This window comes from Thermodesulfitimonas sp. (genome assembly GCF_052743955.1).
The window spans coordinates 5868-19953 of sequence record NZ_JBRAIN010000019.1 but is presented as its reverse complement, the minus strand read 5'-3'; the positions used below and the strand labels follow the sequence as shown (position 1 = coordinate 19953).

General features: G+C 57.6%; 16 protein-coding genes and 2 tRNA genes. All 18 read left to right on the top strand.

Annotated elements, in window-relative coordinates; all coding sequences use genetic code 11:
• Positions 1-270 precede the first annotated feature (270 nt).
• Positions 271-474: a hypothetical protein gene (locus ACUVTA_RS02865; RefSeq protein WP_445951473.1), complete on the top strand. Its 204-nt coding sequence runs from the start codon at positions 271-273 to the stop codon at positions 472-474.
• Positions 468-680: a hypothetical protein gene (locus ACUVTA_RS02860; RefSeq protein WP_445951472.1), complete on the top strand. Its 213-nt coding sequence runs from the start codon at positions 468-470 to the stop codon at positions 678-680. Before ACUVTA_RS02865 ends, ACUVTA_RS02860 begins: the two co-directional genes overlap by 7 nt.
• Positions 681-849: 169 nt before the next feature.
• A complete protein-coding gene (locus ACUVTA_RS02855; RefSeq protein ID WP_445951471.1) occupies positions 850-1047 on the top strand; it encodes a helix-turn-helix domain-containing protein in 198 nt (65 codons plus the stop codon).
• A 40-nt stretch (positions 1048-1087) separates the two neighbouring features.
• Positions 1088-2209: a tyrosine-type recombinase/integrase gene (locus ACUVTA_RS02850; RefSeq protein WP_445951470.1), complete on the top strand. Its 1122-nt coding sequence runs from the start codon at positions 1088-1090 to the stop codon at positions 2207-2209.
• Between the two features lie 414 nt (positions 2210-2623).
• Complete coding sequence (locus tag ACUVTA_RS02845; RefSeq protein WP_445951469.1) at positions 2624-3883, top strand: S-layer homology domain-containing protein; 1260 nt, start codon at positions 2624-2626, stop codon at positions 3881-3883.
• Between the two features lie 162 nt (positions 3884-4045).
• Positions 4046-5920: a TIGR03960 family B12-binding radical SAM protein gene (locus ACUVTA_RS02840; protein WP_445951468.1), complete on the top strand. Its 1875-nt coding sequence runs from the start codon at positions 4046-4048 to the stop codon at positions 5918-5920.
• Positions 5892-6581, top strand: coding sequence for a TIGR03936 family radical SAM-associated protein (locus ACUVTA_RS02835; protein WP_445951467.1), 690 nt, complete (start codon positions 5892-5894; stop codon positions 6579-6581). Before ACUVTA_RS02840 ends, ACUVTA_RS02835 begins: the two co-directional genes overlap by 29 nt.
• Before the next feature lie 23 nt (positions 6582-6604).
• Positions 6605-7909: an Rne/Rng family ribonuclease gene (locus ACUVTA_RS02830; protein WP_445951466.1), complete on the top strand. Its 1305-nt coding sequence runs from the start codon at positions 6605-6607 to the stop codon at positions 7907-7909.
• 55 nt (positions 7910-7964) lie between these two features.
• A complete protein-coding gene (gltX, locus tag ACUVTA_RS02825; RefSeq protein ID WP_445951465.1) occupies positions 7965-9449 on the top strand; it encodes a glutamate--tRNA ligase in 1485 nt (494 codons plus the stop codon).
• A gap of 52 nt (positions 9450-9501) precedes the next feature.
• Positions 9502-9575: transfer RNA gene (locus ACUVTA_RS02820), tRNA-Gln, on the top strand.
• A gap of 51 nt (positions 9576-9626) precedes the next feature.
• Positions 9627-9702, top strand: a tRNA-Glu gene (locus ACUVTA_RS02815).
• 275 nt (positions 9703-9977) lie between these two features.
• Positions 9978-10172, top strand: coding sequence for a hypothetical protein (locus ACUVTA_RS02810; protein ID WP_445951464.1), 195 nt, complete (start codon positions 9978-9980; stop codon positions 10170-10172).
• 143 nt (positions 10173-10315) lie between these two features.
• Positions 10316-11056, top strand: a complete 741-nt coding sequence (locus ACUVTA_RS02805) for a 16S rRNA (uracil(1498)-N(3))-methyltransferase (protein WP_445951463.1) — start codon at positions 10316-10318, stop codon at positions 11054-11056.
• A 53-nt stretch (positions 11057-11109) separates the two neighbouring features.
• Positions 11110-12465: a tRNA (N(6)-L-threonylcarbamoyladenosine(37)-C(2))-methylthiotransferase MtaB gene (gene mtaB, locus ACUVTA_RS02800; protein WP_445951462.1), complete on the top strand. Its 1356-nt coding sequence runs from the start codon at positions 11110-11112 to the stop codon at positions 12463-12465.
• A gap of 86 nt (positions 12466-12551) precedes the next feature.
• Complete coding sequence (locus tag ACUVTA_RS02795; RefSeq protein ID WP_445951461.1) at positions 12552-12896, top strand: histidine triad nucleotide-binding protein; 345 nt, start codon at positions 12552-12554, stop codon at positions 12894-12896.
• A gap of 53 nt (positions 12897-12949) precedes the next feature.
• The gene (rpsU, locus tag ACUVTA_RS02790; RefSeq protein ID WP_123927714.1) at positions 12950-13135 is read left to right on the top strand and encodes a 30S ribosomal protein S21; all 186 of its coding nucleotides are present in this window, start codon (positions 12950-12952) and stop codon (positions 13133-13135) included.
• Between the two features lie 175 nt (positions 13136-13310).
• The gene (gene yqfC, locus ACUVTA_RS02785) at positions 13311-13643 is read left to right on the top strand and encodes a sporulation protein YqfC (protein WP_445951460.1); all 333 of its coding nucleotides are present in this window, start codon (positions 13311-13313) and stop codon (positions 13641-13643) included.
• Positions 13597-14086, top strand: a 490-nt coding sequence (locus tag ACUVTA_RS02780) for a sporulation protein YqfD (protein ID WP_445951459.1), incomplete at its 3' end; no start/stop codon positions are given. The genes yqfC and ACUVTA_RS02780, both read left to right, overlap by 47 nt.

The window sequence follows — 14086 nt, the reverse complement described above, 5'->3', positions numbered from 1 at the left end:
GGGCTGGCGAAATGTAGCAAAACTCAACAGGGAGGGGGTGCGGCGAGTTAAAGAACCTGTTTTTCATGCAGCAGGTATAAAACTACCTGCTGACTTAAAAACGGGGGTAAAAATGGCCCGGAACCCCCGCCTGGGGCAAACTCAAGTGCCCGCAGGCCCACAAAAGACCTGCGGGCTTTTTTCTTTTTCAGGAAACCCAAACCGAAAGGAGCTTCTGCCAGACGGCAAGACACTAACGAAATTTCACTTAAAAGAAAGGAGCTGATCTACATGCGCTACCCCCACCCCGACCCCGCCCTGGCCGCCGCCGTGGGCAGGCTGCTCCGCGCCACCAGCCGGGAAAAAGACCTGGGCAAAAGGGTGCGGGCCATCGACAAGAAAGCAAAGGAAATGCCTGGAGACCGGGAGTTAAACTTAAGGGCGGCGTTCCACGCCTGTCTTGCGCTGAGGAAGGGAGGGAAGAGGAAATGCTAGCCAGGCAGGTAAAGGCGGCAATAATCTACCGCCAGGGCCGGGTAGTGGCCCCCACCCCCGAGGAGGCTGTCCGGTTGGTGGAAGAAAAATACCCCGACCTGGGCAGGATAACGCTTTTCCCCTGCCCGGTCCAGCTGTGGCCGGGAACCATTTGGTGGGAGTGGGTGGGCGAAACGGACGCTTCCCGCCCGGCCGGTTCAGGGTAGGGGATTGGGCCTTGCGGCTTTGTTGAACTTTTGGGAACTGAAAGTGCAATAACAAAAATTTTATCGCGCTTTGTTTTAATTGACAGCTGCTGCTGGCGAAGGGGGACCGGCTTTTTGGGGCCGGGTTTTTTATTGAAAAGCCAAAAAATAGGGGGGATATGCTATAAACTTGAAATTCTACACCGCCCCGGAGGTCGCTAAAATCCTCCGGGTGAAAAAAGCTTATATCTACGAGCTGGTGGCGACGGGCAGGCTGAAGGCGGTCAGGCTGTCGGAGAGACGGCTGCGGATACCGGAAGAATCGCTGAAGGAATACCTACTGGCTGAGTACACAAAGCAGGAAAAGGGCCGGGCGGGGGCGAAGTAAACCCTTGCCCGGCCCTTTTCTTTTGGAGGTGTCTTTGAGAATGGCACAGATCCGGAGGAAAGGGCCAAACCGCTATCAAATCTTAGTATACCACGGGAGGGATGTTCAGGGGAAGAGAATTATTCAGTACGAAACCTTCTACGGCACGCTTTCCCAGGCGCGGGCCAGGGCCGCCGAGCTGGAGGTGGCAAAGCGCAGGTACGGGCCGAAGCAGGCGGCCAAAACCGTCGGGGAGTACCTGCTCGATTGGCTGGAGAAGATAAAGGGGACGGTTTCGGAAAGGACGCACGAAACCTATACGTGGCACGTAAAAAAATTGATTCCGATTATAGGCCACCTGCAGTTGTACGGGTTAAATTCTTTTGACCTGCAGGAAGGATTAAACCAGCTTAAAGTGAAACCAAAAACCGCGAAGGGCATTTACGGGACGCTCAAAACGGCCTTTCGGCAGGCGGTGGCCTGGGGCCTGCTGAATACCGACCCGACGGCGGGCCTGCGCGCTCCGCGGGTGCCGAGGGAAGAAAAGAAAGTCCTGACGCCGGAAGAGTTAAAAAGGTTGCTGGATGCGGCGGAAAACTACAAGCACCACCTTATTATCCGCCTTTTGGCAGTTACGGGCATGCGCTTAGGGGAAGTTTTAGGGTTAATGTGGAAGGACGTTGACCTGGACAAAGGAACGGTAACAATCAAGAGGGCGGTCAACGTCCGGAAAAGGAAAATCAAGGAGGACACAAAGACCGCTGCCAGCGAACGCACATTAAAACTTGACGAAAAAACCCTGGAACTTCTAAGAAACCATAAACAGCGCGAAGGAAAAAGTAAAGTGTCCCCGTTAAGGCGTGATAACACTCTTATCTTTGCCGCCCCAGACGGGAGGCCGGTAAGGGAAGAGGCGGTGCGCCGGACGCTGGCGCGGGCGCTAAAGAAGGCGGGAATAGACCATATCCGCGTCCACGACCTGCGGCACACGGCAGGGTCTCTCCTGCTGGAAGCCGGATACTCCTTTCCTACCGTGGCCGCCTTCCTGGGCCACAGCAGTCCGGCCACGACCGCGGCGGTTTACGCTCACGCCGTGAGAAAGGGAACGAATGTTATTGAGATGCTGAACAGTCAGCCTGTTTGTCAGCCCAAAGCGAAAAAACCTAAGAAAGACAAGGCTTAAACCAGGGAGAGTATATTTCAAGTCCTGTCGCTCCGACCAGGGAAATCAAGGCCCCGGATGTTAGGGGCTATAAGAGTTACGGGCATGGTTTGAATCTTGCCATGCCCGTATTTTTAATTCTGTCCAGTCTGGTCGCTTCCTGGAGTTTCCTTCACAGGTTAGATGTTACCTCTGCTTCCACTAACTCCATATGGACAGAGAACGGATTTTTTACGTAAAATCGCCTTAACAGGCGAGAGTTGCTTTTTATGGCGCCTATTGCCTCTTTTGCTTTTATATCCTTTGTGGGGAGGGGTAGTTCTGCGGCATAACTCATTGTTTATCTAGAGTTTCAAGTTGATGCTGGTGTTGCTGCTATTAATCTTTAGCCTCCCGGCTTCTTTTGGTGCGGTCTCTTTCCTAAGTGGGCCAACAGTGAAGGAGCGCGTGAGCCTTACTAGCGGCGGCGCCGAAGCTGACGGGGATAGCTACCAGCCTTCAATTAGTGCTGACGGGCGTTACGTTGCGTTTACCTCCGACGCGGATAATTTAGTGGCCGGAGATACCAACGGGGTAGCTGATGTCTTTGTTTACGACCGGGAAACGCGGCGGATCGAGCGGGTGAGTATCTCCAACAGCGGCCAGCAGGGGAACGGAAGTAGCTATCTGCCTTCCATCAGCGCCGATGGACGGTACGTGGCCTTTGTTTCGGAAGCGGACAACTTAGTGGCGGGCGATAAGAACCATAAGCCGGATATCTTTGTCTTCGACCGCGTAACGCGCACGGTTAAGCGGGTGAGCGTTTCGAGCAGCGGAGCGGAGGGAAACGGTGAGCATCTTTTCCCTTCTATTAGCGCGGACGGGCGGTTCGTAGCTTTTGTTTCCGACTCGGATAACCTGGTAGCGGGCGATATGAACAAAAAGGCGGACGTTTTTGTTTACGACCGCGAGACGCACCGTCTGGAGCGGGTAAGCGTTTCTGCAAACGGTAAGAGCTTGGCGCCGTCCTTAGCCAATAACGGGCTGGTAGCTTTCGCTTCGGAGGCGGACAACCTGGTGGCGGGTGACCGGAACCGGGTTACCGATATCTTTGTGGCGGCAGCGGGTCCATCGCTGCCGGCGGCGCTACCGCCCAGCTTTAGCGATCTGCCGGGACACTGGGCGGCCGGAGTGGTGGGTGAGCTTGTGGTAAGAGGGCTCGTTTATGGTTATCCTGACGGTACCTTCAGGCCGGAGCAGCAAATGACGCGGGCAGAGGCGACCGTCATCCTGGTGCGGCTGTTGGGTCTCGCGCCCGGTGATCCGGCGGCGCTGCGTTTCCAGGATACCGGGCGTATCCCCGCTTGGGGGCGGGAGGCAGTGGCAGCGGCGGTGCGGGAAGGGATAGTAAAGGGTTACCCGGAGCCGAACGGGAAAGTGAGCTTTGGGGCGGAACGGGCGGTCAGTCGGGTGGAGCTTGCCGTCCTGGCGACGCGGCTTGCGGCTAAAAGGCTGGGGGCTGCGGCACCTGCCGCACTGAGCTTCCGCGACGCCGGCGCGATTCCGGTGTGGGCCCGGGATGCTGTCGGCATAGCCCTGGCGCAAGAGCTTATCACCGGCTACCCGGACCACACCTTCCGACCCGACAAGAGCGTCACGCGGGCGGAAGCTGCCACTATAATCCGCCGGTTGCTCGCGATTACCGGGGGCGCGTAGGCACTTTTTAGGGGTGGGCCGTAACCGCTCGCTACCTGACTTAGGGCGGGGAAAGGGGGCCGCCCCCTTTTTATTTCGCGGGGGAAAATTTTAAGGAATGAAGGGTCTGCTTAGGTGTAGATAATTCTGGTATAATCTATAACATAACGCGGAGGTCATTCGATGCGGGATGTGGAGCGGCTGCTGCGCCTGGTTGAAAAACCGGGGCGCTACGTAGGCGGCGAGTACAACGCGGTAAAGAAAGACTGGGAGAAAGTAAAGGTAAGGGTCGTTTTTGCCTTCCCCGACGTTTACGAAGTCGGGATGTCCCACCTCGGGCTCCAGATTCTTTACGCCATAGTAAACGGGCGGCCGGACGCCCTGATGGAACGGGTCTTTGCTCCCTGGCCAGATATGGAGGCGCTTTTGCGGGCGGAGCGGATACCTCTCTTTTCGCTCGAGTCGCGCCGGGCACTCAGTGATTTCGATATTCTCGCCTTTACCCTCCAATACGAGCTTACTTATACGAACGTGCTTAACATGATGGAACTCGGGGGCGTAAGTCCGGTAGCGGCGGAACGGCGGGAGAGTGAACCGCTGGTAATCGGCGGGGGGCCGTGTGCCTTCAATCCCGAGCCGCTAGCCGCCTTTTTCGACCTCTTTGTGCTTGGTGAAGGGGAAGAGGTCGTTCACGAGCTGCTCGACGCCTATATCAGAGCCCGGCAGGAGGGAAAGGGACGGCAGGAATTCCTCCGGGAGGCGGCGGCGATTGACGGCGTATACGTGCCTTCCTTTTACGAGGTACGTTACCAGGAAGACGGCCGGATAGCCTCCGTTCGCCCTCTATTCCCCGGCATCCCGGAGAAAGTAACCAAACGCGTGGTGGCGAATTTAGACGGGGCTCCCTTCCCGGTGCGGCCGGTGATCCCCTGGGTCGAGGCGGTGCACGACCGGGGGATGCTGGAGATTTTCAGGGGGTGCAGCCGGGGCTGCCGTTTCTGCCAGGCGGGAATAATCTACCGGCCGGTACGGGAGAAAAGCCTAGAGCGGCTTCTCGTCCAGGGCAGAGAACTCGCCAGAAATACGGGTTACGGGGAGATTTCGCTAATTTCGCTCAGCTCTGTCGACTATTCCCGGCTCCTGCCGCTGGTCGACGGGCTGATCGAGACTTTCGCGCCGGATAAGGTGAGCATCTCGCTTCCTTCCCTGCGGGCCGACGCCTTTGCGGTTGAAATTGCCCGCCGCTTGCAGGAAGTCCGCAAAGGGACGCTCACCTTTGCGCCAGAGGCGGGAACGCAGCGGCTGCGCAACGTGATCAACAAGCGGGTTACGCGGGAAGAGTTGTTAAGGGCGGTAGAGGCGGCTTTCGCTTCCGGATGGCTCCGGGTGAAGCTCTACTTCATGGTTGGGCTGCCTACGGAGACGGAAGAGGACCTTGACGGGATTGCGGCTCTGGCAAGCGATGTCCTGCGTGTAGGGGAAGAGTGTGGCGTCCCGAAGGGGAAGCTGCGGGTGACGGTGAGTGTGGCCTGTTTCGTCCCGAAGGCACACACCCCCTTTCAGTGGGAGCCACAGGCGCCCTGCGCGGTGCTGGAGGAGAAGATCCGCTACCTGAAACGGCGCTTAAAAGACCGGCGCATCGATTTCGACTGGCACGACCCAGAGATGAGCATGCTTGAGGCCGTCTTTGCGCGGGGCGACAGAAGGCTCGGGGCCGTGTTGCTTGGCGCCCGGCGGCGGGGCTGCCGCTTTGACGGTTGGCGGGAACATTTCAGTCTGACCCGGTGGCTGGAGGCTTTTGCCGAAGCCGGGCTCCAACCGGAGGATTACGCCCAGCGGCGCTACGCGTACGGTGAGGTGCTGCCCTGGGACCATATTGACGTGGGCGTAAGCCGGGAGTTTCTGATCGAAGAACACCAGCGGGCCTACCGCGGGGAGGTTACGCCTGATTGCCGGTGGGAAGAGTGTATGGCTTGCGGGATCTGCCCGGCTTTAGGTGTGGCGCCGGTGCTGGCAGAGGAGGACGGCCTTGTTTCGTTACCGGATCACCTTTCGTAAAGAGGGACCGGCCCGCTGGATCGGCCATCTGGACCTGGTACGTCTTTTTGAGCAGGCGTGCCGGCGGGCGGAGTTACCGCTCGCCTACTCGGAGGGGTTCAATCCGCGCCCCCGGCTGGTTTTCGCGGCGCCGCTGCCTCTCGGAGTTGCCGGGCTGAGGGAACTTGTCGACGCTTATCTACGGGTACCTGTGGCTCCGGAACTGGTGCAGGCGCGCCTCGGGCCGGTTTTGCCGAAAGGGTTAACCGTAATACGAGTCAGGCGCGTGCCCCGCGAAGAGGCCAATCTGATGGCGGCGGTCCGGCGGGCGACCTACCGGGCAGAGGGAAGGCCGGCTGCGGGACTCTGCGAGGCGGCCCTGACCGAAGCGGTGCAAAGGGTACTGCAGGCAGGGGAAATTAAAAGTGTGCGCCAGGGGAAAAAGGGGCTGCAGGAGCGCGATATCCGCCCGGGAATTTTTGCCCTTGACGCCTCTCTCGAAGAAGGGAAAATTGTAGTGACGATGTTAGTGCAGGCCGGACAGGAGGGTAACGTCCGCCCCGAAGAGGTAACGGCGATTCTCTGGCGGCTAGGATCGCTGCCAGGAACGCCGGAAGGTTTTGACTACTACCGTACCGGACTTTATACGGTAGTCGGTGACCGGACGGTTAGCCTCGGCTAAAGGTAGCGATAGGAGCGTAAGCAATGCTTAAGGAAATCATTGTTTCCTCGGCGGGCAACCGGATGCGCGTTGCGGTCCTTGAGGACCACGTTCCCGTAGAAGTTTACTTTGAGCCCCCTGGGGCGGAGCTCGTGGGCAGTATTTATAAGGGCCGGGTAGAAAACGTTCTGCCCGGTATCGAAGCCGCTTTTGTAGACATCGGCCTCGAGAGAAACGCCTTTCTTTACGTTAAAGACGCCCGGGTGTTAGCAGGAAAGCGAAGCGGGCGGCTCCAGATTCAGCAGATTTTAAAGCCCGGGCAGGAAATAATCGTCCAGGTAGTCAAGAGCCATTTCGGGGCTAAAGGCGCCAGGGTAACGGCGCACGTGACGCTTCCAGGGAGGTACCTGGTGCTGGCTACGAGCGTCCAGCACATCGGCGTTTCGCGGCGGATTGGTTCTCCCGCCGAGCGGGAGCGCCTGCGGCAAATAGCCACGGCGCTTCGCCCCACCGGGATGGGGCTCATTGTCCGGACAGCCGCCGAGGGCGTCGGGGAGGAAGAGTTGCGGCACGACCTAGAGATGCTGGTTAATCGCTGGGAGGATATCTGCGTGAAGGCGCGGGAGCCGGCGCCCAGGCTTCTTTACCGGGATATCGACCTTTTACCGCGCATCCTGCGGGATTTCTTTACCGGTGACGTTAACCGTCTTGTGGTCGATTCCGAAGCGCTCCGGCAGGAAGTCCTATCCATAATCATGGACCTTGGCCCGGAGCTTAAAGATCGGGTTTTTCTCGAAACCGGGCTGGATCTGATGGCGGCCTACGGGGTGGAGCAGGAAGTGGAGCGGGCGCTGAAGCGGCGTGTCTGGTTGAAATCAGGCGGCTATCTTGTCTTTGACCGGACCGAGGCCTTCACCGTCATCGATGTGAATACAGGTAAGTACGTTGGTTCGGCAAGCCTTGAGGAGACGGTGGTCAAAACGAATCTTGAAGCGGCGCGCGAGATCGCCCGTCAGCTCAGGCTGCGGAATATCGGCGGCATTATCATCATCGATTTTATCGATATGGTGGAGGAGAGGCACCGCCAGCAGGTTCTATCGGTCTTAGAGGAAGCCCTGCGGCGCGACCGGGTGCGGTCTCACCTCCTCGGAATTACGAAGCTCGGCCTTGTTGAGTTAACCAGGAAAAAATCGCGCCCGAGCCTGGCGGAGATGTTGCTCCAAACGTGTCCGCAGTGCGGGGGCACGGGTTACGTCCGGCGGGAGGTGGGGGAAGAGCTTTCTCTAGGAGAAGATTTTCCGGAAGGCGCGGACAATTCTTTTTTACAGAGGCAGGCGGGGGAATTATAATGGCGGCAGCCGGTTAATCTTTTGGGCTATATCTTTTAGGAGGTGTGAACGAATCTTGCTATCAGGTGTCAGGGTCCGGTTTGCGCCGAGTCCAACGGGAAGCCTCCATATCGGCGGAGCGCGAACGGCCCTTTTTAATTACCTTTTCGCCCGGGCTAACGGCGGGAAGTTTATCTTGCGGCTGGAAGATACAGATTTTGAGCGGCACATCGAGGGCGCGGTGCAGGGAATCATCGAGAGCCTGCGCTGGCTCGGGCTCGACTGGGATGAAGGACCAGATAAGGGCGGGCCTACCGGGCCGTACCGGCAGTCGGAGCGACTGGCGCTTTACCGGCAGGAGGCGGAAAAGCTTCTCGCTTCCGGACAAGCCTACCCCTGTTATTGCACGCCAGAAGAACTGGCGGCCGAACGGGAGGAGGCGCGCAAGGCCGGGAGGGCCCCGCGCTACAGTGGCCGGTGCCGGGAACTTACACCGGCGGAGCGGGCGGCCAAGGAAGCTCAGGGAGGGAAGCCGGCTCTCCGGCTAAAGGTACCGCCGGACGGCCAGACAGTAGTTGAGGACCTGATCCGCGGGACGGTGGTCTTTGAAAACGCAGCGCTTGATGATTTCATTATCATGAAGTCAAACGGGGTTCCTACGTACAACTTCGCGTGCGTCGTGGACGACGCCATGATGGGCGTTACCCACGTGATCCGGGCGGAGGAGCACCTTTCGAACACGCCGAAGCAGATCCTGGTTTACCGGGCTCTCGGCTATCCCCTGCCTGCTTTTGCCCACGTGCCGATGATTTTGGCCCCCGACCGCTCGAAACTCTCCAAGCGCCACGGAGCGACGGGCGTTGAAGAGTTCCGGAACCAGGGCTACCTGCCGGAGGCGCTCTTCAACTACCTGGCCCTCTTAGGGTGGTCGCCGGGCGACGAGCGGGAGATATTGAGCCGGGAGGAGATCATCCGGGAGTTTTCCCTCGCTGCGGTTTCCAAACACGCCGCCGTCTACGACGTTCAAAAGTTAACCTGGCTCAACAGCCAGTATATCAATAGCGTGCCGCTTGAACGCCTGGTAGAACTGGCCTTGCCCTTCATGCGCGCGGCGGGACTCATCGGTGCGGTTCTGGACCCGCAGCAGGAGGATTACGTCCGCAAGGTCCTCGGAACAGTCCGATCGCGGGCACGCACCCTGCTTGAACTCGCAGACATGACGGCATACTTCTTCCGTGACGATTTCGGTTACGATCCGAAGGGCGTAAAGAAATTCTTCACGGCGCCCGGTGTGGCTACCTTGCTCCGCAAGGGGAGGGAAGCCTTGGCCGGGGTAGCAGTTTTCGGGGTGGCCGAAACGGAGGCGGCCTACCGCCGTTTAATCGAGGCGGAGGGGATTAGCGGCGGGGCGCTTATCCACCCAACGCGGCTCGCCCTGACGGGACGGACGGTGGGCCCCGGCCTTTTCGATATCATCGCCCTTTTGGGAAAGGAGCGTTGCCTTGAGCGATTGGAACGCGCCGCCGCCTGGATTGAGGCCAACGTTAAACCCGCGGAATAGGTCAGCAAACTCTTGTCAGGTAGAAGAGCTTATAGTATAATTTAGGCGTAGCTGCGGGATGGTGTAACGGTAGCACGCATGGCTCTGGACCATGTAGTCTAGGTTCGAATCCTGGTCCCGCAGCCAAAAATAGAAAAGTTTCAGGCGCTGTCTTCTGGCATCTGGACTTCGGGTTGCGGCGCTATCGTCTAGGGGCCCAGGACACCGCCCTCTCAAGGCGGAGACACGGGTTCGAATCCCGTTAGCGCTACCAGTTGTCGATCTGAACGCCTTCAGGCACCGTGCGGTGGGTTAAGATGCGGTGGCCAAGAAGGCGCTGTTTCTCTCTTGGGCAGTTTTTACTCCTCTAACCAACGCCCTTACTCGGGAGTTGGGGTTAGTTGGTCTTCTCTTTAGCAGTTTGTTTTGGCAACTTTTTCTTGACAAAGACGCCTTCTGGCGGGAAAATATACCTAGTGAGGCAGCATAGGGTCTTAAGACGCGTGACATAAAAATATTCTTTCATGGCAATCTTTAGGCGGTGGGAAAATGTTTGCCAAGAAACGCCCACGCTGTAACCAATGGTCTTACAGTGCGGCTGATATCGGGGACTGGTTCTGTCCTTATTGCCGGCATAACCTTAAGGATGTGCCGGCCGTGGTTGCGGGTACTGTAGACGAGGCCGAAAAAGATAGAAAGACTGCAGGAACCGGCAACGGGACGCGGGAGAAAGGGAGGTTGTGAAGTCAAACGCGAGACGTGAAAAAAGAAAAAACGAGCGCAGTGCCTACAGGTGTCCGGTGAAGGCCAGACATTTTCTGTTTTGACGGTTTTAGCGTTTTTTATGGTATACTTTTAGCATAAATTAAAGCGGGATAGGGATCATTTTGCCCAGGCTTTTCGTTCCGGCAGAGCAGTGGACTAAAAACAAGGTTATGGTTCGGGGCAGCGACGTGAAGTACCTGACCCGGGTTTTGCGGCTTGGCCTTGGCGACGGGGTTACGGTTTTTGATGGCGAAGGGCGGATTGGCGAAGCTTTTATCCAGGAGATAAATGGTGGCGAGGTCGTGTTATCTCTTACGCGCGCGGTCGTAGCCGATACCGAGCCGCGGGTTAAAGTTACCCTCCTGCAGGCGATCCCCAAGGGCGATAAGATGGACTTAGTTATCCAGAAAGCTACGGAACTCGGCGTAGCGCGTATTATTCCCGTTCTGACCGAGCGGGTGGTGGTTCAGCTTGATGAGGACCGGGCCGCTAAGAAGCAGGAGCGATGGCAGAAGGTAGCGCGGGAAGCGGCCCGGCAATGTGGTCGGGGTGCGGTTCCCGTAGTCGGCACGGTCTGTGCCTTTGAGGAGGCGTTAGCGTTCACTGCTCCCGGTGATTCCCTACGGCTTATGCCCTGGGAAGGAGAAGAGGAGCTTCCCTTGCGTGCCGCATTAAAGGGTAAGAATCCGGCAGCGGTCACCCTTTTTATCGGACCTGAAGGGGGCTTCAGCAGCGCGGAGGTCGAAGCGGCTAGGGCTTGCGGTTTTTGCACCGTAAGCCTGGGACGCCGCATCCTCCGCACAGAAACGGCGGGGATGGTCGTGGTGGCCCTGGTGCTCTATACGCTAGGAGAGCTGGCGTAAGGCCTTACCCCGCCTGATTTCTGAACCGCTTATCCAGAGGTAGAAAACGCGGTTTGCGACGGAGCGTGGCCAAAATGAAGGCGGTGGCCTTTTATACTTTAGGCTGCAAGGTTAACCAGTACGAGACGGCGGCGTTAGCTTCTCTTTTTGCCCGGCGGGGGTACAGGATAGTTGAGGATTTCGAAAGCATCGCCGACGTTTACGTAATCAATACCTGTACGGTAACCGGAACCGCCGACCAGAAGTCGCGCCAGGCCATCAGGCGTGCCATCCGGCGCAATCCGGAGGCGGTGGTCGTGGTAGCGGGCTGTCACGCCCAGGTAAATCCAAAGGCGGTGGCGGGGATTCCGGGGGTAGACGTGGTTGTGGGGACCTTCGGAAGGGAAAGGTTGGTCGACCTGGTGGAAGAGGCGATGCGTACGGGACGGCAAGTGGTGGCGGTACAGGAATTCCCGGCCAGATGCGAGTTTGAGGAACTCCCGGCCTTATTTACCACCCGGACCCGCGCTTATTTGAAAATTCAGGAGGGCTGCAGGGATTTCTGTACCTTCTGCCTGGTACCGTACGCCCGCGGGCCACTACGAAGCCGGAAACCGGAGGCCGTTTTGGCGGAGGCCCGACGGCTGCTAGCGGTCGGCTTCAAAGAGATTGTCTTAACCGGCATCCACATCGGTCTTTATGGCTGCGATTTGCAGCCACCCCTTAGCCTGACAGGGCTCATCACGCGAGTATTGGAATTACCGGAGCTCGCCCGGCTACGGCTGAGTTCGCTTGAGCCGCGGGAGGTTACGCCGGAATTGGTCGCGCTGATGGCGCGCGACTCCCGCTTTTGCCCGCATCTCCATATTCCCTTACAAAGCGGTGATGATGAGGTGCTCCGGCGAATGGGACGCCGGTATACCACTGCTACGTACGCGGAAACGGTTGCCTTTTTGCGCGCGCAGATTCCTGAGATTGCCATTACCACCGATGTTATGGTGGGCTTCCCGGGTGAAACGGAGGCGGCCTTTGATAGAAGCGTAGCTTTTATCCGGCAGATTGGTTTTGCCGGGTTGCACGTATTTAAGTTTTCGCCTCGCCCCGGTACACCGGCGGCGACCTTTAAAGACCAAGTTCCAGGGCCCGTAAAGGAAGAACGGTTGAGGGTGCTTTTAAACGTAGGGGCGGCGCTTAGCCACGCCTTTGCCACGCGCTTTTCTGGCCGGACGGTAAATGTGCTTGTCGAGGGGAAAAACGCAGCGGGGTTTTGGGAGGGGTTGAGTGAGCACTATCTCCCGGTGGTTTTTACGGGGGGCGGCGATCTCCGGGGGTTGATCGTGCCGGTTCGGGTTTGCAAAGTTAAAGGAAAGCTTCTATGCGGGGAGCTATTGACAGAATATTTCTTAAACTTACAATGTGCCGTAAAATAAAGCTGAATCTTTTTACTAAGGGGTTTAGGATTTTCAGCAGGATTTCCGGAAAAGGCGTGGAATAATTAAGGCTGGAGGTGTAGGGTGTGGAGGAGTGCCTTTTTTGCCGGATCGTGCGAAAGGAAGTCCCGGCTACTATTGTTTACGAAGATGACGCGATTTTAGCCTTTAAAGATATCAACCCGGTGGCACCGATACACATTCTCTTTATCCCCAAAAAACATATCAGCACTTTTTTCGCTATGGAACCGGGCGATGAGGTTCTGATCGGAAGACTGCACCAGGCGGCAGTCCAAGTGGCCCAAGAGTTGGGCCTTACGGAAAAGGGCTTTCGTTTAGTAGCCAACTGCCAGCGTGGCGGAGGACAGCTAATCTTTCACCTGCACTACCATCTTATTGCCGGGCGGCCGCTTCTATGGCCTCCAGGTTAGGCGGTATCTGGAACCTCCGCTTTTTAAAATATCGGCGGAGGGAGGGATGAGGCATGGCGGAAGTTAGAGTGGGCAAGAACGAGACTCTCGATAGCGCTCTGAAGCGGTTTAAGCGTACGTGCCAGCGTGCCGGTATCCTGGCCGATGCGCGCCGCCACGAGCATTACGAAAGCCGGAGCGTACGGCGGAAGAAAAAGTCGGAAGCGGCCCGCAGACGGCAGCGGCGTTCCTTTAGGTAGATCTTTCCCTAATTTTATCCCTATAATTACGACTTATAGCTACGACCAGAAAAGTTGCCTTACTAAGGCAACTTTTTAGTTTTCTTTTGCTTCTTGCTTTTGCGGGGCTCTTTTTGGCTTTGCTGCGGCATAGAGATTCTACCGGGGGAAAGGGTATCTCAAAGCAGGTGAAGTTTTGGGGCTTGGGATGCGCTGGCCCAGGATGGGGGAACAGTTTAAGCGTAAAGCGGCGGCGATGCTGGAGTTGCCCGGTGAGGTTGCCCTTAACCTGCCTAGGGTAATCATTACCGGTAGGATCCAGGTCATTGTCGAAAACCACCGCGGCATTATAGCCTACGACCGGGAGGGCGTTAGGTTGCTGGTCGAGGCGGGGGAAGTGGCCGTTTCCGGCCGGGACCTTGTTTTACGAAGCATTCTTCCAGACGAGGTAATCGTGGAGGGGGAAAGAGGAGGTTTTAAGCTTGCGCTTATTGCGGTACCTAAAAGGATACGTGACGCTTCTTGTTGAGGGCAAATCCCTGGAGCGCTTCATCAATATGGCCGTGAGCCGTGGGATTAGGCTATGGGATGTAACCTATCTCGGTAGCAACCGGATGCTTTTACGGGTGCGTGTGGGCGCGGTGGGGGCACTCCGTCACATTGCGCGGCGCACGGATAGCCGCTTTAGGATCCGGAAAAAGAGGGGCCTCTTCTTCTGGTTGTGGCGGGTGCGGCGGCGGAAGGCCCTCTGCGGCGGCGCGCTCTTCTTTTTGACGGCTCTTTACCTCTTTTTTTCCTTTATCTGGGTGGTAGAGGTGAGTGGGACCCGTGAGATTGATCCGGCAGCAGTGCGGCGCGCAGCTACGGTGGCCGGGCTCAAGCCTGGCGTAGCCCGCTGGCGGGTAAACGAAAAGGATGTCGAGCAGCATTTAAAAGAGCAGTTCCCAGCGATTGCGTGGGTGGGAGTAAAGG

What these genes read in the sequence shown, in the direction of transcription:
- ACUVTA_RS02850 (WP_445951470.1), top strand. Translation starts at nt 1,088, where the DNA reads ATGGCACAGATCCGGAGGAAAGGGCCAAACCGCTATCAAATCTTAGTA.
- rpsU (WP_123927714.1), top strand. Translation starts at nt 12,950, where the DNA reads ATGGCGGAAGTTAGAGTGGGCAAGAACGAGACTCTCGATAGCGCTCTG.
- ACUVTA_RS02810 (WP_445951464.1), top strand. Translation starts at nt 9,978, where the DNA reads ATGTTTGCCAAGAAACGCCCACGCTGTAACCAATGGTCTTACAGTGCG.
- ACUVTA_RS02860 (WP_445951472.1), top strand. Translation starts at nt 468, where the DNA reads ATGCTAGCCAGGCAGGTAAAGGCGGCAATAATCTACCGCCAGGGCCGG.
- ACUVTA_RS02830 (WP_445951466.1), top strand. Translation starts at nt 6,605, where the DNA reads ATGCTTAAGGAAATCATTGTTTCCTCGGCGGGCAACCGGATGCGCGTT.
- ACUVTA_RS02840 (WP_445951468.1), top strand. Translation starts at nt 4,046, where the DNA reads ATGCGGGATGTGGAGCGGCTGCTGCGCCTGGTTGAAAAACCGGGGCGC.
- ACUVTA_RS02865 (WP_445951473.1), top strand. Translation starts at nt 271, where the DNA reads ATGCGCTACCCCCACCCCGACCCCGCCCTGGCCGCCGCCGTGGGCAGG.